General features: G+C 46.2%; 18 protein-coding genes. 12 read left to right on the forward strand and 6 right to left on the reverse strand.

Features of this window, described 5'->3' with window-relative positions:
- Nucleotides 1–27: 27 nt before the first annotated feature.
- Nucleotides 28–1,206, forward strand: a complete 1,179-nt coding sequence (locus ITG12_RS25330; RefSeq protein WP_038869723.1) for a lytic polysaccharide monooxygenase — start codon at nt 28–30, stop codon at nt 1,204–1,206.
- A gap of 55 nt (nt 1,207–1,261) precedes the next feature.
- On the opposite strand, the gene ITG12_RS25335 is transcribed toward ITG12_RS25330, so the two are convergent.
- Together ITG12_RS25335 and ITG12_RS25340 are read right to left on the reverse strand one after the other, a co-directional pair.
- Nucleotides 1,262–1,891, reverse strand: coding sequence for an HAD family hydrolase (locus ITG12_RS25335; protein WP_038880237.1), 630 nt, complete (start codon nt 1,889–1,891; stop codon nt 1,262–1,264).
- A gap of 16 nt (nt 1,892–1,907) precedes the next feature.
- Nucleotides 1,908–2,237: a multidrug efflux SMR transporter gene (locus tag ITG12_RS25340; protein WP_005434828.1), complete on the reverse strand. Its 330-nt coding sequence runs from the start codon at nt 2,235–2,237 to the stop codon at nt 1,908–1,910.
- A 187-nt stretch (nt 2,238–2,424) separates the two neighbouring features.
- Between ITG12_RS25340 and ITG12_RS25345 the strand changes: the two genes are divergently transcribed.
- Nucleotides 2,425–3,171, forward strand: a complete 747-nt coding sequence (locus tag ITG12_RS25345; RefSeq protein ID WP_038880240.1) for a hypothetical protein — start codon at nt 2,425–2,427, stop codon at nt 3,169–3,171.
- Between the two features lie 168 nt (nt 3,172–3,339).
- On the opposite strand, the gene ITG12_RS25350 is transcribed toward ITG12_RS25345, so the two are convergent.
- Nucleotides 3,340–4,230, reverse strand: coding sequence for a LysR family transcriptional regulator (locus ITG12_RS25350; RefSeq protein WP_038869717.1), 891 nt, complete (start codon nt 4,228–4,230; stop codon nt 3,340–3,342).
- A gap of 108 nt (nt 4,231–4,338) precedes the next feature.
- On the opposite strand from ITG12_RS25350, the gene ITG12_RS25355 reads away from it, so the two are divergent.
- Both ITG12_RS25355 and ITG12_RS25360 read left to right on the forward strand, forming a co-directional pair.
- Nucleotides 4,339–5,733, forward strand: a complete 1,395-nt coding sequence (locus ITG12_RS25355) for an MATE family efflux transporter (protein WP_248874424.1) — start codon at nt 4,339–4,341, stop codon at nt 5,731–5,733.
- Nucleotides 5,734–5,738: 5 nt separating this feature from the next.
- Nucleotides 5,739–5,969 carry a hypothetical protein gene (locus ITG12_RS25360; protein WP_038869716.1) on the forward strand — a complete coding sequence of 77 codons (231 nt, stop codon included), beginning with the start codon at nt 5,739–5,741 and terminating at the stop codon, nt 5,967–5,969.
- Between the two features lie 111 nt (nt 5,970–6,080).
- On the opposite strand, the gene ITG12_RS25365 is transcribed toward ITG12_RS25360, so the two are convergent.
- Together ITG12_RS25365 and ITG12_RS25370 are read right to left on the reverse strand one after the other, a co-directional pair.
- Nucleotides 6,081–6,392, reverse strand: a complete 312-nt coding sequence (locus ITG12_RS25365) for a cupin domain-containing protein (protein ID WP_186176706.1) — start codon at nt 6,390–6,392, stop codon at nt 6,081–6,083.
- A gap of 11 nt (nt 6,393–6,403) precedes the next feature.
- Entirely contained in the window at nt 6,404–7,054 is a 651-nt protein-coding gene (locus tag ITG12_RS25370; RefSeq protein ID WP_038869711.1) for a Qnr family pentapeptide repeat protein, read from the reverse strand.
- 507 nt (nt 7,055–7,561) lie between these two features.
- Here ITG12_RS25370 and ompW point away from each other — a divergent pair.
- From ompW to ITG12_RS25395, 5 genes are all read left to right on the forward strand, one after another.
- Nucleotides 7,562–8,206 carry an outer membrane protein OmpW gene (gene ompW, locus ITG12_RS25375; RefSeq protein WP_005434835.1) on the forward strand — a complete coding sequence of 215 codons (645 nt, stop codon included), beginning with the start codon at nt 7,562–7,564 and terminating at the stop codon, nt 8,204–8,206.
- 430 nt (nt 8,207–8,636) lie between these two features.
- On the forward strand, nt 8,637–9,608 hold the full coding sequence (locus ITG12_RS25380; RefSeq protein ID WP_020195112.1) for a TAXI family TRAP transporter solute-binding subunit: 972 nt from the start codon (nt 8,637–8,639) through the stop codon (nt 9,606–9,608).
- 77 nt (nt 9,609–9,685) lie between these two features.
- On the forward strand, nt 9,686–12,286 hold the full coding sequence (locus ITG12_RS25385; protein ID WP_248874426.1) for a TRAP transporter permease: 2,601 nt from the start codon (nt 9,686–9,688) through the stop codon (nt 12,284–12,286).
- Nucleotides 12,287–12,590: 304 nt separating this feature from the next.
- Nucleotides 12,591–13,616, forward strand: a complete 1,026-nt coding sequence (locus ITG12_RS25390; RefSeq protein ID WP_038869708.1) for an HlyD family secretion protein — start codon at nt 12,591–12,593, stop codon at nt 13,614–13,616.
- Nucleotides 13,613–15,100 carry an MDR family MFS transporter gene (locus ITG12_RS25395; RefSeq protein ID WP_038869705.1) on the forward strand — a complete coding sequence of 496 codons (1,488 nt, stop codon included), beginning with the start codon at nt 13,613–13,615 and terminating at the stop codon, nt 15,098–15,100. The genes ITG12_RS25390 and ITG12_RS25395 overlap by 4 nt, the downstream gene beginning before the upstream one ends.
- An 86-nt stretch (nt 15,101–15,186) precedes the next feature.
- Here the strand turns inward: ITG12_RS25395 and ITG12_RS25400 are convergent, their stop codons facing one another.
- Nucleotides 15,187–15,432 (reverse strand): Rho-binding antiterminator, encoded by a 246-nt coding sequence (locus tag ITG12_RS25400; protein WP_038880258.1) that lies wholly within the window; start codon nt 15,430–15,432, stop codon nt 15,187–15,189.
- A gap of 158 nt (nt 15,433–15,590) precedes the next feature.
- Here ITG12_RS25400 and ITG12_RS25405 point away from each other — a divergent pair, with 158 nt between their 5' ends.
- The 3 genes from ITG12_RS25405 to ygjK all read left to right on the forward strand — a co-directional run bounded on the left by ITG12_RS25405 (nt 15,591) and on the right by ygjK (nt 20,899).
- On the forward strand, nt 15,591–16,724 hold the full coding sequence (locus ITG12_RS25405) for an MBL fold metallo-hydrolase (RefSeq protein WP_248874428.1): 1,134 nt from the start codon (nt 15,591–15,593) through the stop codon (nt 16,722–16,724).
- A gap of 456 nt (nt 16,725–17,180) precedes the next feature.
- Nucleotides 17,181–17,948, forward strand: a complete 768-nt coding sequence (locus tag ITG12_RS25410; protein ID WP_038880264.1) for a transcriptional regulator — start codon at nt 17,181–17,183, stop codon at nt 17,946–17,948.
- A gap of 260 nt (nt 17,949–18,208) precedes the next feature.
- Complete coding sequence (gene ygjK / locus ITG12_RS25415; protein ID WP_248874430.1) at nt 18,209–20,899, forward strand: alpha-glucosidase; 2,691 nt, start codon at nt 18,209–18,211, stop codon at nt 20,897–20,899.
- Nucleotides 20,900–21,135 lie beyond the last annotated feature (236 nt).

Raw genomic sequence — 21,135 nt, forward strand, 5'->3', positions numbered from 1 at the left:
GTGGATCTGAAAATTTAAGGATGAATGATGAAATCATACGTAACCCTTCCTCTTGCAAGCTTGGGCGCACTTGCAGCTTTAAGCTCTTTTAATGTCAGTGCCCACGGCTGGGTCGAGTTTCCGAGCGCTCGCCAAAACACTTGTTATTTAGATGGCGGCTTTTGGACCAATGAAATCCCAAACCAAGCTTGTCAGGCCGCTTATGACGAGTCGGGCGCATATCCCTTCGTACAGCGTAGCGAGATTGCTGCAAACGTGCCGAACTACCGCGATATGGCGCATGTGAAAGCGATTGTTCGTGACGGTGAACTTTGTTCAGCGGGTGATGCTGCTAAGAAAGGTTTGAATATCCCATCTCCAAATTGGCAACGTACTAACGTGACGCCAGATGCAAACAATCAAATCGAATTGGTGTTCTTCGGCAAAGCACCGCATAACCCGTCTTACTGGGAGTTCTATCTTTCTAAGCCAACATATGATGATGCGCAACCACTGACTTGGGATGATTTAGAGCTGATTGATACTGCTGGCGATGTGTATGTGGATGCAGAAAAACGCTACCGTATGCAGGTAACCTTCCCAGCCGATCGTTCAGGTGATGCGATTCTCTATACTCGTTGGCAACGTATTGATGTGGCAGGTGAGGGCTTCTACAACTGTAGTGACATTACCTTGAACGGCAATGGTACAACGCCTCCAACCGATCCAGTAGACCCAACCGATCCGGCAAACAACCTGACTGCTCTGGGTTACTTTGTCCCACAAGGGTTTGGTCCGGTAGAGTCAGGCGACACGGTACGATTCCGCACGTTTAATGCAACGGGCAGCGAGATCGTCGATCTGTCACTACCAATCAGTGCAAACAACACCACTACGTGGGCTGCGGAGTTAGCTGACCAATTTAACTCGCAGCAAACGGGCGATTGGTACGTGGGTATTTGGCACGAAGCAATGAACCACTATATGTTCGATACCAACAACATCTACGCAAACCAAGTGTTGGCTCCGAACGCTAACTTTAGCTACGCGTTGTCATTAATTAAAGGTGATACTACACCGCCGGTTGAGCCGACCAACCTTTGGAGTAAAGATGCGGTGTACAACCAAGGTGACGTCGTGACACACAACGGCCGTGAATGGACAGCGCAGTGGTGGACGCGTGGTGAGGAGCCTGGAACTACAGGTGAGTGGGGTGTTTGGCGTTAAGCTTCATTCTTTCCAAATACGCAAAACCCTTCTCAGTTGAGAAGGGTTTCTTGTTTTAATTCAGGCCGTTTTCGCCTTGCCAAGGTTGCCAGTTCATCATCGCATGATCGGCCAATTTGAGCATCGGAATGTCTTCGTGGGTATCGCCGTAAGCATAAATTTTTTCGTATTGGTTCAAGTCGAAAGCACGTTGCACACGCTCGACCTTTCTTTCCAAACTGCAATCACCACTTTGGTAACGACCACTAATGTGTTCGCTTTCGCTGAGTAATTCACTACATAGTAATTGGTAGCCGTGTGTTTGGCTCCATGGTTTTAAGTAGGCGTTAAGTGATGCTGAGACCACGACAATGGTGTCGCCTCGCGCTTGGTGCCATTCCAGTTTCGCTTGCGCTTCTGGGCGAATGTGTTTCTCAATCACCTCTTTTGCAAATTGGGTTCCTAGCGCTTCAACTTCTTGCGTTCCCCTTCCTGCAAAGGCGATGAAACTGGCGATAGGGCGCATTCGCTTAGCAGGAAGGGCGCCTGCCTTGTAGAGCGCATAAAACGGCAGAATCACAACGTTTCCGACCCACTTGCGCAGGCCAAAAACAGAATAGTGGAGGAAGGCGCTAAACATATCCTCATTGGTGATGGTGCCATCAAAATCAAACAGTGCGAGAGAGGGCTTTTGGCTATCTGACAATCCGCTGCCTTATGGTTTAGTGTGCGTGTCCGTGAGAGAAGTTTATCACCATCACGCCCGCTGCGATAAGTGCCATGCCAATCCAAAGGCTAGTATCCATGTGCTGGCGGTAAACCAATTGCGAGATCAAAGTCACCGATACAATCGCCAAACCTGCCCAAAGGGCGTGAACAATGCCAACTGGCATGCCGCCTTTCATCGCCTGCGCCAAACAGACAAAGGCAGCTAAGTGGCCAACTAGTACAAGGGTTGCAGGCAGCGGTTTGCTAAAGCCATCAGTGGCTTTAAGTGCAACGTGTGAAAGGGCTTCTGCGCCCACGCCTAAAAGTAAGAAAAACCAGCTCATTGTTATCGTTCGTCATCGGTTAATTTGGAATAGGGCTAGTATATTGATGTCGAATAAAATGATAATCCCATAAAAATTCAAATGACTTTTACTTAGTTGTAATAATAAGCCTGTCTTACATACGCTTACATCAACTCGTTGCCGCAATCGTTACACTGCCGCCGTCTTGGAAAAGGAGCGTGTATAGATGCATAAAGCAATAGCGAGTATTGCGGTGATGTTTGCACTGAGTGGCTGTGGTGGCGAAGGAATAACGACAGACTCTGTGCCTAAGTTTAAAGATCACAGAGCGAACTATGAGGTGGACGGTATCGATCTGCTGCATCGTTCGATTACCGACACCATCAGCGATGACTTACTGGGCTTTGAGGCCGAGAACTTGTCTCGCAAAGTGACTTACACGCTCGATCGACTCTCATTAAACATTTTGCGTGACTTTAATGTGAGTACCCTCGCGGAGTTAGAAGCATTAGTCCCGAATGTTGGTGACAACAAAACCTCTCTGATTTTTGAGTTTCACTTGATGCGGTTAACACCTGAAATGGTGATGGTCAGCTCATCGAACGAGATTGAACACTTCTTTTATGAAGCGGAGATCATTGAAACCCGTTTTGGTATCTCAACCTATAAATTCACCGAAGCACCAACGCGTGTTGACATGGTGGTGTATCCAGAAGGCATCGCGATTGAGGCATTCAACCAAGGTTATCAAGCTGAATATGATGCAAGCAAAGGCACGTACAAGGTGCGTTTGCAGTACGACGATAATGGTGAAAAAAGCCAATATGATGAGCTGATAGTGGACTTGAACAGTGATCAAGTTCGACTGGAGAAAGGCACAACGACGATGGAAGGATTGGAAGTCAAAGACAGCATTGAGCAAAGCCATCGATTCGAATACAACCGCAAGCAAAACACACTCTCCATTCAATAATCATTTATTGAACATATTATCTTCTCGAATATTGAAGTGATGGTTAGGTTCATTTCTGAGCAACGGTTGGGAGACTGACTCGGAGTCATGGCTTCAATTTCTTTTGCGCTTCACCTAGACCCTTTATGCGCACATGGGGAAAGTTAGGGTTTCTTTCCCCGTTTTTCTTTAGCGAAAATAAGATGTTGCCAATTCTGAACACCATGTTACGAGCGCTTTTGTCGTGATTTGATGCTCCATTCCGATAGGGTGAAATAGGCTAAACGGCACCTTTATGTTATTCGCGAGAAGTGAAGTATTAATCTTTTTTAACTTTTTTTTGTGGGCATAGCGTTGACCAACGGACAGTGGAAGAAGAGTCCATCCACCATTTTCTAGTAATCTGACTAATAAAGCGTGGCTGCTTACGACTCGAGTATGTGTCGAGAAAGCTTGAATCATCCCCTCTCCGTTGACATGGTTATGCATAAGGTACTGCACCTCAAGCTGTGCATCTTCGAGGCCAAAATCAGTTTTGTATGCTAGGTCGCTATTTGGATTGACGAACAGACCATAGGCAACATAACCAAGATGTTTATAAGCGCATGGATACTCGGGTTCAATGCTTCCTTTTGCAGGAAGTATCGCGAAATCTAATTTATGCTCTGAAACCGCTTTTATTGCTTGTTCTCTATTTGTCTCTAGCCAATGTATACGCATTTGAGGGAATTGCTCTAGGCTTCGCCGTTCCAGCTCTGCGATAAGCTCAATTGGAAAGTCCATGTCGTACCCCAACTTCATTTCCATTTTCGGCTCATCAAACATGGCTTGACTAAATTCTTGCAGCTTTTGATTTTGACGAAGCACTAGACGGGTTTGTGGGTATAGGTGCTCAGCTCTTGGAGTCGCAAGGGCTTTACGCCCTTCAATAATGAATAACTCGAACCCTAAGTCATCTTCATAAGCTTTTACCAGTTCACGAACCGTCGTTCGGTCTTTTCCTAGGTGACGTCCAGCGGCGCTATATGAATGGTGTTCATAAACGGAGACAAAAGCGTAAAGTTGATCGAGAGAGTGCAAATGAATTTCCTTACATTATGAACGTAATATCCCCACATAAGTGGTTTTTAAGATAGTAATTATCCATCCATAATTGGTGCAAATTCTGTTATTAAATTTGCGAGAGAGATGTCCTTTAACTCCACATCTTACGCCAAAGTGCAGCCACCAATATTTAGCGCTGATCTATTCAAAGTTATTGTGACCGTAGCAATCCCAGTCACACTGCAAACCATTTTGTTCTCAAGCAAAGGGTTGATTGATCTCGTCATGATCGGGCAGCTTACTGAACAAAATATCGCAGCAATTGGTGTGGCGAGCCGCGCACTATTTGTGGCAACAATATTTTTAGCTGGTGTCACCGCTGGTGGAGCGATGCTGACCGCGCAATATTTTGGAGCCAAAGACCAGAAGGGAGTGATACGAAGTACTGCATTGACTTGGATAATGGCGACATTGGCGTCGTTCATCCCATTGTTTGCTTTTCACTTTTATGGTGATGACATCATAGGGCTGTCGACTAAATCGCCGGAAATCATCGCGTTGGGCCATCAGTACTTGCAGGTATCGAGTTGGAGCCTACTCGCTGTCGCCTTTGTCGGTAGTGTTGCTGCTGGTTTACGAGCCATGCACCAAGCTGCGTTAAGTACCTGGTTTAGTGGTCTCGGCATTGCGTTAAATGTGTTGTTTAACTGGGTGCTGATTTTTGGTCACCTAGGGTTTCCTCAGCTTGGCTTAAAAGGTGCTGCGATAGCAACGGTCCTGAGCTCCATGCTGGAAGTGGCTGTGATTTATGTGTTCTTAAAGGTTAAGGCGCATCCTCTAAGATTTGGCACTCAAGCACTCAAAGATGCCGTTCAGTGGCGCTATGTTCGATCGTTTTTCGCTCTATCAACCCCGACAACACTTAATTTCTTAGCGTGGTCAGGTGGTTTGTTTGCTTATACCGCCATTATGGGGCAAACCGGAGAGGCAGGCTTGGTGGTGCTTTCTGTGATTACACCGATAGAGGCTTTTTCTCTCAGTTTTTTGACGGGTATTGCGAATGCTTCTGCCGTCATCGTTGGGAATCAACTTGGAGCGAATAAGCCTGAACTAGCCTATGCCCAAGCGAAAGGATTTACTGTTATTGCCATTGGTGTGACTCTGGTTGTGTCGATTTCTTTGTGGTTCCTGCAATCCTCGGTGTTAGATCTGTTTACGGCGTTATCTGCAGAAACAAGACGAATGGCAGAGCAGTTTTACATGATTTTGTGTGTTGGTATTTTGCTGCGTTCTTTGCCTACGTTAATGGTCGTGGGAGTTCTACGTGCGGGTGGAGACGTTAAGTTTTGTCTCTATCAAGACTTATCGACGCAATGGTTATTTGGCATTCCCTTGGCTGCATTGGGAGCGATGGTGTTTGGTTTTACCGCCCCAGTGGTATTTGCGATGTTCTTCTTAGAAACCTTATTTAAGTGGGTAGCGTGTTTGTACCGCTTTCGTAGTCGCAAGTGGATGAATTGTTTGGTTAAAGAAGGGTAATAGTAATGAACTTACTCAGTGTTTATGAAGCTTATGGTGTGACCATCGCCGTGCTTGTGTTCGTAATGATCTATTTATTTATTCACGTGAAATACATTCGCCACCATGCGATGCACAAGCGCTTTCTTGCGGCGCTTTGGGAGTTGATGAAGAACACCATTCACGGAGAGCACATCCGCACCATGGGTTACAAGCATGAAAAGGAAACAACAACGTCAAAAGAAAAAAATAGCTAGGAAGGCTCTTATCGGGGCTGCTTTGATACAAGTCTAGAGCGATTCAACTTGTATCTTTTTGGGGAATGGTGAGCATACCTTCCCCTTTTTTATTTCTAAAATGATAGATGGTTATTGATAAAAAACTGCCAACCAAATTGTCTCTTGTTCTGGATCTGTCCAACTGACGCGATGTTTTGTATGCGCCGGAATGTTGATATGGTCACCGGTTTCTAAACGTTTTACCGATCCATCTTCATAAGTCAGTTCACCTGCGCCTTGCAGCACCAACACCCACTCATGTTCTTCTTGATCGTACCATTTGCCCTCTGGCGTGGTTTGTCCCTTTGAGACAATACGCTCGATGCGCAGTTGTTTATGTGTGAGTAAATCTTCGAACACTTCTTTACTCAGATCACTGGGTAGGTCTTTAAACAGATTCATAATGCCTCTTCCTAAATAACGATCAATCCAAATGGTGCGAGCAGTTGTTCTTGCTGCCAGTCACAGATCTTAACACCGTATAAAGAGACGCGGCGAATGTCCAAGCCTTCTAAGTCGACGTGGGTAAGATCGCTCTCTTCTATATTAAAGCTGCCCCATTGTTCTCGACTGAATTCTCCTCTCGATAAGTCAGAACCTTTAAAGCTCGCGCCCATCAAATTGGCACCGTTCCATCGGTTTTCAAACAGGTCGCATTTCTCTAGCAGTGCGCGCTCAAAGTTGGTGTAAGCCAAGTTGCAGCCCGTGATGTAGGCGATACAAAAGAACACAGTATTGCTGACGCGATTAGCGAAGTTGGCACTTTGAAAGTTTGCGCCCTTCAAATCGCATTTGCGCAGTTCGATGCCGACGCAATCCGCGCCATTGAACTGAGACATGGCCAACATGCAGTTGCTAAAGCTGGCATCTTTCAGTTTGGCATAACGGAAACTGCAGCCTTCTATGTCGCTCGGTTGGATAAAACGGCAATCAATAAACTTTGCATCACTCAGATCGGCGTGGTCGAAATTGCACTGATAAAAACGACAGTTTTCAAAGGTGGTGTTTTGCAAATCGTGATGAGAAAAGTCTTCTTGTTCGAAAGTGAGATCGTTCTTAATCATGGCTTTTTATCTTTTCCTTGTTCGGTTGGAAGCAGACTAACACCCTAAGTGGCTGATTTTCCAGAAATATAACTTGTTGTATTTCAGTGGCTTACAAAGGCCGAAAATCGCCAATTTAAGCGGTCAAATTGGCGATTTGAAGTGGGTGTTTTTTGAAAATAACCCGAGCATATCGAGAAAAAAGTTTTGTTGAGCACAGAGGCTCTCAGAAGAGGCGGAATGAGAACTGCGACGCACGCTTCTCACACGCACAGTTTGCATTACAGGATTGTGTCCTATTTGCATAATTTGTTGATCAATTTGGCGTTTTTGTATACGTAAAAGCTATATTTTTCACAAATTGATTTCCATCAAAATAGTAGGGTTTCTATATGCTAGATTGCGCGCAGCTCAAGAAAATAGTGATACTCGCGTGCTTCAAGGTTTTGGATTCATTAAGGAACTGCCTGAAAGGGAAGAGTGCAGCTGAGTACAAAAAGAAACAAAGCCCTACAAAAGGAAATAACAATGAAAAAAACAATCTGCAGTTTAGCAGTGGTTGCTGCGTTAGTGTCTCCAAGTGTTTTCGCTCACAGTGAAGGTGACTTCATTCTACGTGTTGGTGCGGCATCGGTTGTACCCAATGATAGCAGTGACAAAATCCTAGGTTCTCAAGAAGAGCTTAAAGTTGATTCCAACACGCAGCTGGGCTTGACGTTCGGTTACATGTTTACCGACAACATCAGCTTAGAAGTGCTTGCTGCAACACCGTTTAGCCATGATATTTCAACAGATCTACTTGGCCTTGGTGACATCGGCGAGACCAAACACCTACCACCAACGGTTATGGTTCAGTACTACTTTGGTGACTCACAAAGCAAATTCCGCCCATACGTGGGTGCGGGTCTAAACTACACCATCTTCTTTGATGAAGGCTTTAACGGTACGGGTAAAGGCGCTGGCCTTTCTGATCTGAAATTGGATGATTCATTCGGTCTAGCTGCAAACGTTGGTGTGGACTACATGATCAACGATAAATGGTTCCTAAACGCATCAGCGTGGTACGCAAACATTGAAACAGAAGCGACCTACAAAGCAGGTGGCGCGAAACAAAAAACTGACGTTGAAATCAACCCTTGGGTATTCATGATCAGCGGCGGTTACAAGTTCTAAGAAAAAGCAGTAGCAAAAGAACAACAATATTATTGGCATGACTTTTAGGGGCAGTTGCGGGGATTGCCCCTCTTTTTTATTTCATTTTCTTCTTCTACTAATCTCTCCTTTCTCTTCCTATTTCTAGGATTTTTCTATTTGTAAACGCATCGATTAAAAAATGAATTTTCTGTTAATTCTCGATTGCTGAGAAAAGCGAAAAATTACAATAGCTAGGTTTTGAAATTGTTCTGATAAATTCGATGACAAGCATTCGGTTAATTATTAATCGAACGTCAAAATAAATATTACAAAATGAAGCTAAGGATTGGCTGACTAAGGAAAATTACTCGTAAAGCGTGGAATTTTTACGCGAGTATTTTTCAGTTTTGCTGTCGTTAGCTGAGAAAAATGTCTTTATTTTTCAATCGATAGACAGGAAGAACTTAAAATGAAAGGAACCACACTCATTGCAGTATTTGCTTCGGCAGTATCATTGTTCTCATACAGTGAGAAAATAAGTGCGGCAGAGAAATTTATTACTATCGGCACGGGTGGTCAAACGGGTGTTTATTACGTGGCAGGCCAATCGATTTGTCGTTTTGTAAACCGTGGTGCGGCAGACCACAGCATTAAATGTAATGCACCAGCCAGCGGTGGTGGCGTGGCAAACGTCAATGGTTTGCGCAGTGGCGAATACAATTTCGGCATCATGCAGTCAGATCACCAATACAAAGCCCTAGAAGGTGTGGCTCCTTTCCAAAATAACCAACCAATGACGGACATTCGTGCCGTTTTCTCACTACAAAGTGAAGTGTTCACAATTCTTGCGCGTAAAGACGCGGGCATCACTAATTTCGACGATTTGAAAGGCAAGCGCGTCAACATTGGTAACCCTGGTTCTGGTCAACGCGACACGTTTGAGCAAGTGATGCAAGCAAAAGGCTGGTCACAAGATGTGTTCAGCTTGGTATCGGATCTAAAACCTGCAGAACAAGCTTCCGCAATGAGTGACAACAACATCGATGCAATGAGTTACTTCGTCGGCCACCCAAACGGCGCGATTCAAGAAGCCTCAACCACAACGGATGCGGTGCTAGTACCAGTGACTGGTCCTGAAATCGACAAGCTACTTGCCGAGCGTGCTTACTTCACCAAAGCAACCATTCCAGGCGGAATGTACCGTGGCAACCCGAACGATACGCAATCTATTGGCGGCAAAGCGGTGCTCTCAACCACAGCAGAGACGGATCCTGAGTTGGTGTACCAACTGACGAAATCTGTGTTCGACAACCTAGACCGCTTCAAGCGTCTGCACCCAGCATTTAAAGACCTGAAAGAATCAGAAATGATTGAAGTGGGTCTGTCTGCACCATTGCATGAAGGTGCGGTGCGCTACTACAAAGAGCGCGGCTGGTTGTAATTCTTAGAACCTTCAATTTTTAGCAAGCGCTGTGATGGGTTCGCAGCGCTTGCTTCTCTGTTGTTTGTGAGAAAATTATGGATAAGACGATCTCCACGTCCCATGCTGATACGCATCCGAGTGAGCTGTCGGCAGAAGAACTGATTGCCCAAGATGTGGGTGCTCGCCTGCCAACCGGAATCATGGAAAAACTGATTGCGGGTTTGGCGTTACTTTGGTCTCTGTTTCAACTTTGGATAGCGTCTCCGCTGTCCTTTATTGTTGGCTTCGGTGTAATGAACGACACCGAAACGCGCGCCATTCACCTTGGCTTTGCCTTGTTGCTTGCCTTCCTTGTCTTCCCCGCTTTTAAGCGCTCCCCGCGCGACCGTGTTCCTGCCTTCGACATCATGTTGGGTTTGATTGCTTGTGCGTCTTCGCTGTACTTGTTTGTTATGTACGAAGCATTAGCACAACGTCCGGGCAGCTTAACCACTGAAGACTTTGTTACCGCGTTGATTGGTTTGCCTCTGCTTTTAGAAGCGGCGCGTCGAGTATTGGGCCCAGCATTGCCTGTGATTGCGTTGGTGTTTATCGGCTACAGCTTGGCGGGCCCATACATGCCCGGTTTATTGTCCCACCGCGGCGTGCAGTTGGATGCGTTAGCTAACCACCAGTGGATCACTACGGAAGGTGTGTTTGGTATTGCACTTGGCGTGTCGACCAGCTTTGTATTCTTGTTTGTTCTGTTTGGTGCGTTGTTGGAACGCGCTGGAGCAGGGCACTACTTCATTCAATTGGCATTTAGCATGTTGGGGCACTTGCGTGGTGGCCCTGCAAAAGCGGCCGTCGTTGCCTCGGGCTTAACGGGTTTGATTTCTGGCTCGTCTATCGCCAACGTTGTGACCACGGGCACGTTCACTATTCCTATGATGCGTAAAGTTGGTTTCTCTCCAGAGAAAGCCGGTGCAGTGGAAGTGGCGTCATCGGTGAATGGGCAAATCATGCCACCTGTTATGGGCGCTGCGGCGTTTTTGATGGTGGAATATGTCGGCATTCCTTACGTTGAAATCATTAAGCACGCCTTCTTACCTGCTGCTATTTCTTACATCGCACTGCTTTATATTGTTCATTTAGAAGCGCTCAAATTGGGCATGCAGCCAATTGATGCTGCACGTTCAAAACCTTGGCTAGCAAGACTCACGGGTTTTGCATTTGGTGCGGCGTTGATTTCTGGATTGTCGATGGCGGTCTACTATGGCTTAGGATGGCTGAAGCCAGTATTGGGTGACTTTGTCCTACCGGGAATGGCATTGATTCTTGCGGTGGTGTACTTGGCGCTGCTAAAAGTGGCGGCAAGCAATGAGCCGTTACCAGAAGAGGACCCAGATGCTCCGCTAGAACAGTTACCAAATACGCGCGCGGTCTTGCTATCTGGCTTGCACTACCTACTGCCTGTGGTGGTCTTGGTGTGGTGTTTGATGGTCGAGCGTTTGTCTCCGGGGTTGTCTGCTTTTTGGGGCAGCGTGATTCTGGTGGTGATCGTTCTGACTCAACGTCCTCTGCTGACTTGGATGCGTAAAGACGGCAAACACGATTATGGCAACTTTAAAGACGGTTGTATTGATTTGCGTGAAGGCTTGATTGCTGGTGCGCGTAATATGATCGGCATTGGTATCGCGACCGCCACCGCAGGCGTAATTGTTGGTGCGGTATCGCAAACGGGTGTTGGCTTAGTATTGGCAGATTTGGTTGAGATGTTGTCGATGGGCAACTTGCTACTCATGCTAATGCTCACCGCAGTATTGAGCTTGATTCTAGGCATGGGCTTGCCAACTACGGCTAACTACATCGTGGTATCGAGCTTGCTAGCACCTGTTATCGTCACGCTGGGTCAACAACACGGTTTGATCGTACCGTTAGTTGCGGTGCACTTGTTTGTGTTTTACTTCGGCATCATGGCGGATGTAACGCCGCCAGTGGGTCTGGCTTCGTTTGCTGCAGCAGCGGTGTCGAAAGGCGATCCAATCAAGACGGGCTTAACCGCGTTTTACTACAGTCTAAGAACCGCTGCTTTGCCATTCTTGTTTATCTTCAATACGGATTTGTTGTTGATTGATGTCGATTGGGCGCACGGTATCGCCATCTTTGTTATCTCTACCATTGCGATGTTGATATTCGCAGCGGCGACGCAAGGTTGGTTCCTGACTCGTAACCGTTGGTACGAAGGCGTTCTGTTATTGCTAGTGGCCTTTACTCTGTTCCGTCCGGGATTCTGGATAGACATGGTGGTGGACCCTTATCAATCGAGCAATCCTGCCCAGTTGGCACAAACGCTTGAGCCGCTAGAAGAGGGCGGTGTGCTCAGAATGCGTATCAGCGGTGAAGATGCAGTAGGTAAGATACGAGAGTTCTCGGTGCTGTTGTCGGTTCCTGAAGGGGAAACCGGACAAGATAAACTGGACGCATTGGGTATCGCTACTTATCAGCAAGGTGAACAAACCCTGATTGATATCGTCAGCTTTGCTAGTCCAGCAGAGGCGGCAGGATTGCAGTTCGACCAACAAATTGTCGATGTGCGTGTGCCTGTTGAGCGTTATCGCAAAGAGTGGATGTGGATTCCGGCAATGTTGCTGTTTGGTGTTGTTATCTGGCTCCAACGCCGAAGAGTAACCGCGCAGCTTGCTACAGCACATTGATAATTAAAGATAAATAACCATAAAGCCCTGTTGGAGTTAAGACTAACGGGGCTTTTTTCTGTCTGGAATATTCGCCAATGTGATTGTCTAAGTCGCGGAATGATTAGCGTCTTCTATACTTTATGCACATTTATACCCAAGCATCTCGAGGTTACTTGGGTACCAAAGAGTGTGAATATCTTTGCGCATCATTTGAACAAATTATCAACGCTCAAAATCGGATCTTAACCTTTCAGATCATCTTGTTGTTCGAAAGCGGAAAAATCCTACACTGATCACATAATTGAACACTTGGACAATATAAATGAGCGACGATATCGCGAAGAAATCCTCTTCGAAATCCAAACTGACCAAAATCCTTTTCCTTCTCGTTTGTGCTATCGGCTTCGGTGCGATGTACTGGTCTTGGCAATATTCTGATGGTCACCCAAGTACCGAAGATGCATACGTAAGAGCAAAAATCCTGTCTGTCGCTCCTCAGGTTCAAGGCCAAGTCATCTCAGTAGAAGCCAAAGACTTCCAAGTGGTGAACAAAGGCGATCTGCTATTAAAGATTGATTCTCGTCCTTATCTGCTCGCGGTCAAACAAGCGAAAGCGGCTTACCAATTGGCGGTTCAACAGCATGATGTGGCCGATAAACAGGTCACAGAAGCGGTCGCTGGTTTAGATGCAGCACGCTCGAACCTGACCGAAGCGCAGTTGGAGTACAAACGTACTAACTCGCTAGTGAAGCGCAAATTAGCGTCTGACCAAGATTTGGATACTGCGAAGAACAAACTCGCGAACGCTCAAGCAAGCTTAGAACAAGCACGTGCAACGGTTGAAAAAGCAATCGCAAACCGCGGTGAAGAAGGCGCAGAAGCTGCGGTTGTTCAACAAGCGGCAGCACAACTTGCACAGGCTGAGTTGAACCTTAGCTACACCGACATCACTTCTCCTGTCGATGGTATCGCGGGTGAAATCAACACACATACTGGTTCTGTTGTCGGTATTGGCCAAACTCTGTTCCCTGTGATTGTAAAAGACAGCTACTGGGTACGCGCAAACTTTAAAGAAACTGACCTAACGCACATCAAAGCAGGCATGCATGCTGAAGTCGTGATCGACATGTACCCAGATGTGGTTTGGGATGCGAAAGTGGAAGAGTTGTCGCCAGCAAGTGGTACCTCTTTCTCTTTGATGCCACCAGAAAACGCAACCGGTAACTGGGTGAAAATCAAACAACGTTTCCCTGTGCGTTTGACACTTGAAGTACCTGAAGGTGCACCACAATTACGTGTGGGTGCAAGTTCTGAAGTGACTGTTGATCTGAAAAGTAACGCACAATGAGTAACGAGATTACGGCCGACAAACGGGGAATAGCCACCGTCGCCGTGATGCTTTCGGCCATCATGGTGCTGATAGACATGACCGTTGCTAACGTGTCGCTTTCACACATGATGGGCGCGTTGGGCGCAACGGCAGACCAAATCACTTGGGTGCTAACTGGCTACAGCATGGCTGAGGCGATCTTTATTCCGATGACCAGTTTCTGGGTGTCGCGATTTGGTGAGCGCAAAGTCATGCTGGTGGCGGTAATCGGCTTTGTGATTGCCAGTGCTTTCTGTGGGCAAGCGGGTTCACTCGAAGAGATGGTGGTGTTCCGTATTATTCAAGGTGCGTTTGGTGCTTCGGTTATTCCACTGGCGCAATCGACATTGGTTCAGATTTACCCTTCCGAGCAAAAAGGCAAGGCGATGGCGATCTTCTCCATCGGTATCTTGCTTGGTCCGATTTTAGGCCCAGTAGTGGGCGGTGTGATTACTGACAACATCAACTGGCGTTGGATCTTCTACGTCAACTTGCCATTTGGCTTGGTGTGTACTGCGCTGATTTATCGCTACATCCACATCAGCAACAAATCCAAACCGAACTTCGACTGGTGGATCATTGGTTATATGGCGCTCGGGGTCGGTGCGTTGCAGTTCGTGCTCGACAAAGGTAACGACGAAGATTGGTTCAACTCTCGCATGATCCAAACCGCAGTGCTGCTGGCGATCATGGGTTTGATCATGTGGATCTACCGCAGTTGGAAGACCAAGAGCCCCATCGCGCCTCTGTGGCTCCTCAAGGACAAAAACCTCATGGTCTCGTCCTTAATGATGGCGGTGGTGTCGATGGCCATGTTCGGCCTGACCACTCAACAACCGATGCTGCTCGAAAGCTTATTGAACTACCCAGTGTCCACCACAGGCATGTTAATGGCCCCACGGGGTTTGGCATCTGCCTGTATGCTGATATTGGTGATTGTGATTAACCCGCAATTCGACCCAAGGTTGAAGATTGTCTTTGGCCTAACCTGTATCGGTATTGGTAGTTACCTCATGACCTTGTACTCCATGGAAATCGATACTTTCTGGATCGTGATGCCAAGTATGATTCAAGGTATGGGCTTAGGTTTGACCTTCTCGACCTTATCGACACTGGCGTACATGACATTGCCAAAAGAGCAGTCGGTGGCAGGGGCGAGTATTTTTAACCTGTTCCGCACCATTGGTAGTTCGTTTGGTATCTCGATTGCGACTACATACCAATACCGCGACAGCCAACAGCAATGGCACGCTTTGGGAGAAGGCTTTAACCCTTATAACCCAGTGCTGCATGACTGGGCTGCGAAGCAGGGATTATCGATTACTGATCCTGCGGCACTGGAGCAATATCAGAACATGCTCCATCAGCAATCGCAAATGGTGGCCTTTGTGCACACCTTCCAATTGGTCGGGGTGATGTTCGTTATCATGATGCCGATGCTGATATTTATCCGCTCAAGGTAAACCTCTAAAGCTAAACAAAAGCGCCCTTAACTCAGCCAGTTAAGGGCGCTTTTTTATGTCTGACTTTTCTATCGGTTTTCGAGCAATTAACCGAAGGTCACTTCACTGAAATGCGGATTGTCTTTGAGTGCTCTCATCGCAATCAATTGTTCGGTTGGGAACGAAATGTGCTCACCATCGATATCCAAAAATAAGCACTCTTGTCGTTCAATATCGTAGCCTGTATCAAATGCGCTGCCTTGATGTTTCTCACCGTTTTTGAGGGTGATTTCCACGGTCAGATTAAACATACAGGCGATTTCAATAAAATCGTATTGGCTGCAGGTCACCATAACTTTTTCTCCTTCTCTCTTCCTTATCAAGACCGATAAAGGACAGAAATACTTCTCTGAAACCTAATCTTCATCTTACGCCCTATTTTGGTCATGAAAAAGACATACAAGCAGGCTTAACTAAAACCATAGTTTAGTGAACAAGACGTAGATAGGACATGTCTGAAACGACACTTAAAAACACGTACTTGGCTCGTGAGCGCGCAACGCAATCACTGATTACTCCTCACACTTACTACGCGCAGTTGGCGCATCGCATTAACCACTCACCTCAATTTGAACATGGACGCGTCAAAGACAAGATGCCAAATGTGCCAAGCCCTCAGTCTTTTTGGCAAGTGTGTTGGGCCTACATGGGCGGACGTTCGCCGCTCAGTCCCGATAATCAGTTGCCTTATGCATCGATAGAGCCGACGCGGTTTAAACAGCGACAACAAGTGATGCGAGTCACTTGGCTCGGGCATTCCACTCTGATGATTGAGACCGATGGCGTGCGCATTCTGACTGACCCTGTATTCGACTATGCGTCGCCGTTGATTGCTAAGGCATGGTTTGAGCGCAATATCCCCAATACAGCCGTACGTGATAGCTTGCCGATTCCGGATATCATTGTGATCTCTCATGATCATTACGATCACCTCGAAGCTTCGACCATACGTTACTATTCTGATAAATCCGTAACATTTTACGTGCCACTCGGTGTCGGTAAGCATCTGATTCGTTGGGGCGTGAGACCTGATAACGTGGTGGAATTTGATTGGTGGGAGAGCGTTCATTACGCCAACGTCGAGCTGATTTGCACGCCAGCCAATCACAACTCAGGGCGTACTTATCTGGATAAGAATTCGACCTTATGGGCTTCTTGGGTAGTAAAAGGTCAGCAAGAGACCCTCTATTTCAGCGGCGACAGTGCGTACGATAGTCACTTTGCACAAATCGCCCAGCGTTGCGGTCCGGTTGATATCGCCTGTTTGGAAGTCGCGGCAGATGTGAAAGGCAACCAAGGTTATCCGGTTGAGAATTGGGGACACATGCAAGCGCATCACACCGTACTAGCATTCAAAGATCTGCAAGCGAAGAAGTTGCTACCTGTGCACTGGGCAACGTATGAGCTGTTTACGCACAAATGGGATGAACCCATTGAGGACTTGATTGAACATTGCCAAGCCGATCACATTGAACTTATTACTCCGATGGCGGGAGAGAGTTTTTATGTGGCAAAAGAATATAAAAATAAATGTTGGTGGCAGGCCAATAAATTATGTGAGCAAGCTAGAAAAATACGGGTATAATATGACTGTGCTTCAATAATACCTCGGTTAATTTAACTAACTTTCTTGCTCCTTATAACAAGCTTTTTACTGGTCACTAACTCGATGAAATACCAGCCACTCGCGAATATTCTGTGATCTCAAGCGAGACTAAATTTTTAAGTACAGTTTTTTGATACTTCCCACCTAAGAAATTAATCTCTCGATAGAAAACTTTTACTAAAAATCTAAGTGAACTTAATTTTACGCATCAAAACAATTATACTCATCGCCATACTGATAAGGCTTAAAATAACTGGTCAAAGTGTGAACGTAATGGGTAAAACTTGATCAGTTAACAACAAGTAAAAGTCTCATCATTGAAATCGATTTAATTGATAAAGAATGCTGGTGATAATTGGAACCAGCATCACAAGAGTAGGATTCTCTTGAATATATCATCAGGGATGCTGAAGAAATTAAAACAGGCATTGTTAGATGAATAATTCTGCAACGTATTTACTTGCTGCTCTACGAGAAAAAATTAAAGAGAAAGGGATTTGTTATTCCGATCTCTCTGCCGGAATGGGGATTCCTCTATCAACCATTAAGAGACAGTTACACAACACGTCTTTAGGGTTGGACAAGATACTCTCGTATGCCACTCATTTAGATACTGACTTAGTCGAATTGTCCATGCGTGGTAAACAGCTGCAACAAGAAAACGAGCAATTTATCACCGACATTAACAGTGAAATATTTCACCAGTATCCGTACCTGTTTGATTTCTTATATTTATTACGTCGGAAGGAATGGTCTCCGCAAGATATTGCGAGCAAATACCAATTAACCCATACCTCGATCACGCTTTATTTCCGTGCATTGGAAATGATGGATTACATCGAGCTAAAAGGTGAGGACCAGTACCGCTTTAAAGACCAAGGTCGCTTTATTTTCGAAGAAGGCTCTAAGCTCGATACTTTGTTCGCCAAGCGCTTTCGAGATGAAGTGTTCAGCCATGATGTGCGACCACCGATTTGCATGGGACGCATTGCTATTACTGAAGAGCAGGAAGAAAAATTGGCGAATGAGGTGTACAACAAACTGATTGAGTTTGATGTGCAGAACAAGAGCGGGGAATGCAGTAAGCGACTGAGAAACGTCTTGATGACTTACACGCCGGGTAATCAGATATTCCTTTCGGATACGATTCCGAATATTGACGGTGAATTATTAAAAGCCATCTCGATGGCGAATGAAAAATAGTGACTATTTAATCACAAAATAAAGAATTTATATTAAGTGGGTGTGTTTGATAATGAATACATCAAAGCCCCACTATTATCCAAAATTAATGACCTGTTATTTAAATAGGTCAAACGAAGAAGAGACAAATTAACCGATCTCTTCTCACATCCAAAAGTGAAATAAATAAGGCTGAGTCTTCATCATCGAAAATCGGCAGGGCACGTCTCGACCTTTTTTCTCCTGATCAGGACCAAAAGCCAATAAATGAGGGATATAACATGCACTTTAAGACTTCTTTATGTGCGATTGCTGTCGGGGTTGCTCTAACACTTAGTGGATGCAACAGTAGTGATAATGACTCGAATGTGGATGCGCCACTGAAAGCGGCTGAATTCCATAACACGATCGATCGTGCGGGTGTGCCAGTGGCACTGCGTGATCTTCATGGTGGTCACCTTCGCTACATTCCTATGTTCGATAACGGCTCGTGGCATGGTCACACACTAGACACTAAAGGTGGTGAAATCACTTTAGGTGGTACAGCGTTACTAACGGAAGAATACGTGTCATTCATGGCTGCACGTTTTGACCGTTTGGCACTAACGGTTGATGGTCAACCTATGCCACTCAAATTGACAGAAGCTTACTCACAACCTGGCGCATTGATTCAAAAATACACGGGCGATAACGGCATCGAAGCGGAGCTCGAAATGCGCTTTGTGACAGACCGTACTTCTCTTGTTAAAACCACCATCAAGAACCCGAACAAGCTGGCTATTCAAGGCGAATGGGACGGCGAGTTGATGCAAGATTACCGCGCTGACGATGGTGAACTATACAAAAACAGCGATAGCACAGTGCGTAGTGTTGAAGATGCATACCCTACTTACTCACGTGAAATCGCCGCTACAGAAAACGGCGTAGAAGTGTCTTTTGGTGCGGTTCGTGACTCTTGGTCGTTATTAACTTCGGGCGATTCTAAGTTTGAAGTGACGCGTTCTATCAAACCAGAAACGTCTACCATCGATGATGACAAGAAAGGCTTCGTCCAAACGGCAGAGCTAGGTGATGGCGAAGAAATCACGCTCTACACGGCGTACACGCACGTGCAAAACACCGAAGAGCAGGCATCTGAGTTTGCGAAGTTAGAGGGCGTGATGGCCGATCCAAAAGGCTACATGCACGATTCAGCAATGCGTTGGGAAGAGTATCTAGCAAACGGCCTTACGAACGATGCTGCTTCAAAAGAGCATGAATTCGTTGCAGTAAAAGCGATGGAAACACTAAACGCAAACTGGCGTGGTGCAGCGGGTGCGATTGATCATGATACTGTTACGCCTTCGGTCACGGCGCCTTACTTCTCGGGCAACATGACATGGCCGTGGGATACGTGGAAACAAGCTTATGCGATGTCTCACTTCAACCCAGATGTGGCGATGGAAAACATTCGTACTGTATTCCAATACCAAGTGCAGTCTGACGATCCTGTTCGCCCTTGGGACGAAGGTTACTTGCTTGATGTAGTTACCTACAACTTGCCGGCAGAACGTTGGGAAGGCATGTCTGCGGAATACAAAAAAGTGTTCCCTCAAGCGACGGATGGTCTGAACTGGAATGAGCGTAATACCAAGCCATCACTTGCTGCTTGGGCGGTATGGGAAGTGTATACCGCACTGAAAGATGAGCATAACCGTCCAGAAGAAGCGCAAAAATGGTTAGAAGAAATGTATCCGAAGCTGGTTGCGTTCCACGACTGGTGGTTACGTGCTCGTGATACGAATAAGAACGGTATCCCAGAATACGGTGCAGCGAAAGATCCAATCCACACGGTTTTCGAAGGTGACGTGAATGACGGTTCTTGGGGACCAGATGCGTCTGTCGATGACATGAAGTTCCAATACAAAGACGAAGCGAATGGCGACAAGTGGATCAAAGAAACGGGCATCGAGAAATACAACGAATTGTTGACTTCTGGTGACTACACGGCAATGAGCATCCCTGCAAAAGTCGCAGCGGGTTGGGAGTCAGGTCGTGACAACGCAGGCGTGTTTGGCTTCATTGATACGATTGACAATCTACAAGGTATGGCTGAGCAACCAACGCAAGAAGAAGCGGAAGTGATTGACCAAATGGGGCGATACGCTCATAACACCAACGGCTTCGACAACACCTACGACATGATGATGGGTGAAGACGGTTCTGTCGTGACTTACCGTAATGATTCGGTTGAGAACATGGACAAACTGGCTCAAGCGAAGAAAGACTGGGAAGTGAAGTTCAACGAGAACACCGACGACTCAAACAACCTGTCTGGTTACTCACTCATGCAAGAGTCGGTAGACCAAGCGTCGTACTGGTATTCAGACAACCTGTACCTATCGCAAATTGCAGAAGTACTGGGCAAAGCAGATAAAGCGGCTGAGTTTAAAGAGAAAGCGGAAGACACCAAAGAGTACATCAACCGCTGTATGTACGACGACACAACTGGCTTCTATTACGATATTGAAGTGGTACCAAATGGCCTTAGCAATCAGTGTGCAGGTCCAATGTTGGTGAAGCGCGGTATGGGTCCGGAAGGTTGGTCTCCACTATTTAACAACGCAGCAACGCAAGAACACGCGGACAAAGTGGTGAAAAACATGCTTGATACCAGCAAGTTCAACTCACCAAAGATCCCACTTGGCACGGCGTCGATGGACAACCCTGCTTACGGACCAGACATTTACTGGCGTGGCCGTGTATGGCTGGATCAGTTCTACTTCGGCGTTCGTGGCATGGACAACTACGGTTACGGTGTAGAAGCGCGTCAAATGGTTGATAAGCTGTTCCAAAATGCACAAGGTCTAACGGAAACAACGCCAATTCAGGAAAACTACAACCCTGAAACTGGGGCGGTACAGGGCGCAAACAACTTCTCTTGGAGTGCGGCGCACCTCTACATGCTTTACAACGGCTTCGTGGGCAAATAACACCTGTTGGTGAGTCACTAACACGGTCAAATATTAAGCGTTGCAGATGACCCCCCTAGCATCTGCAATCGCTTAATCTTCTTCAAATTAGGCTCAATAATATCAAGCCGGGTAGTGAAAACTGTCCGGTTTTTATAGAGTTATCACACTACTTTTCTGTAATTTCCTAAAATTTGTATGCAGGGAAAAATGCGCGACAACGCTGATTTTCCTTATAAAACAATCATTAATAACAC

This window comes from Vibrio sp. ED002, assembly GCF_023277445.1.
Classification (GTDB): domain Bacteria; phylum Pseudomonadota; class Gammaproteobacteria; order Enterobacterales; family Vibrionaceae; genus Vibrio; species Vibrio jasicida.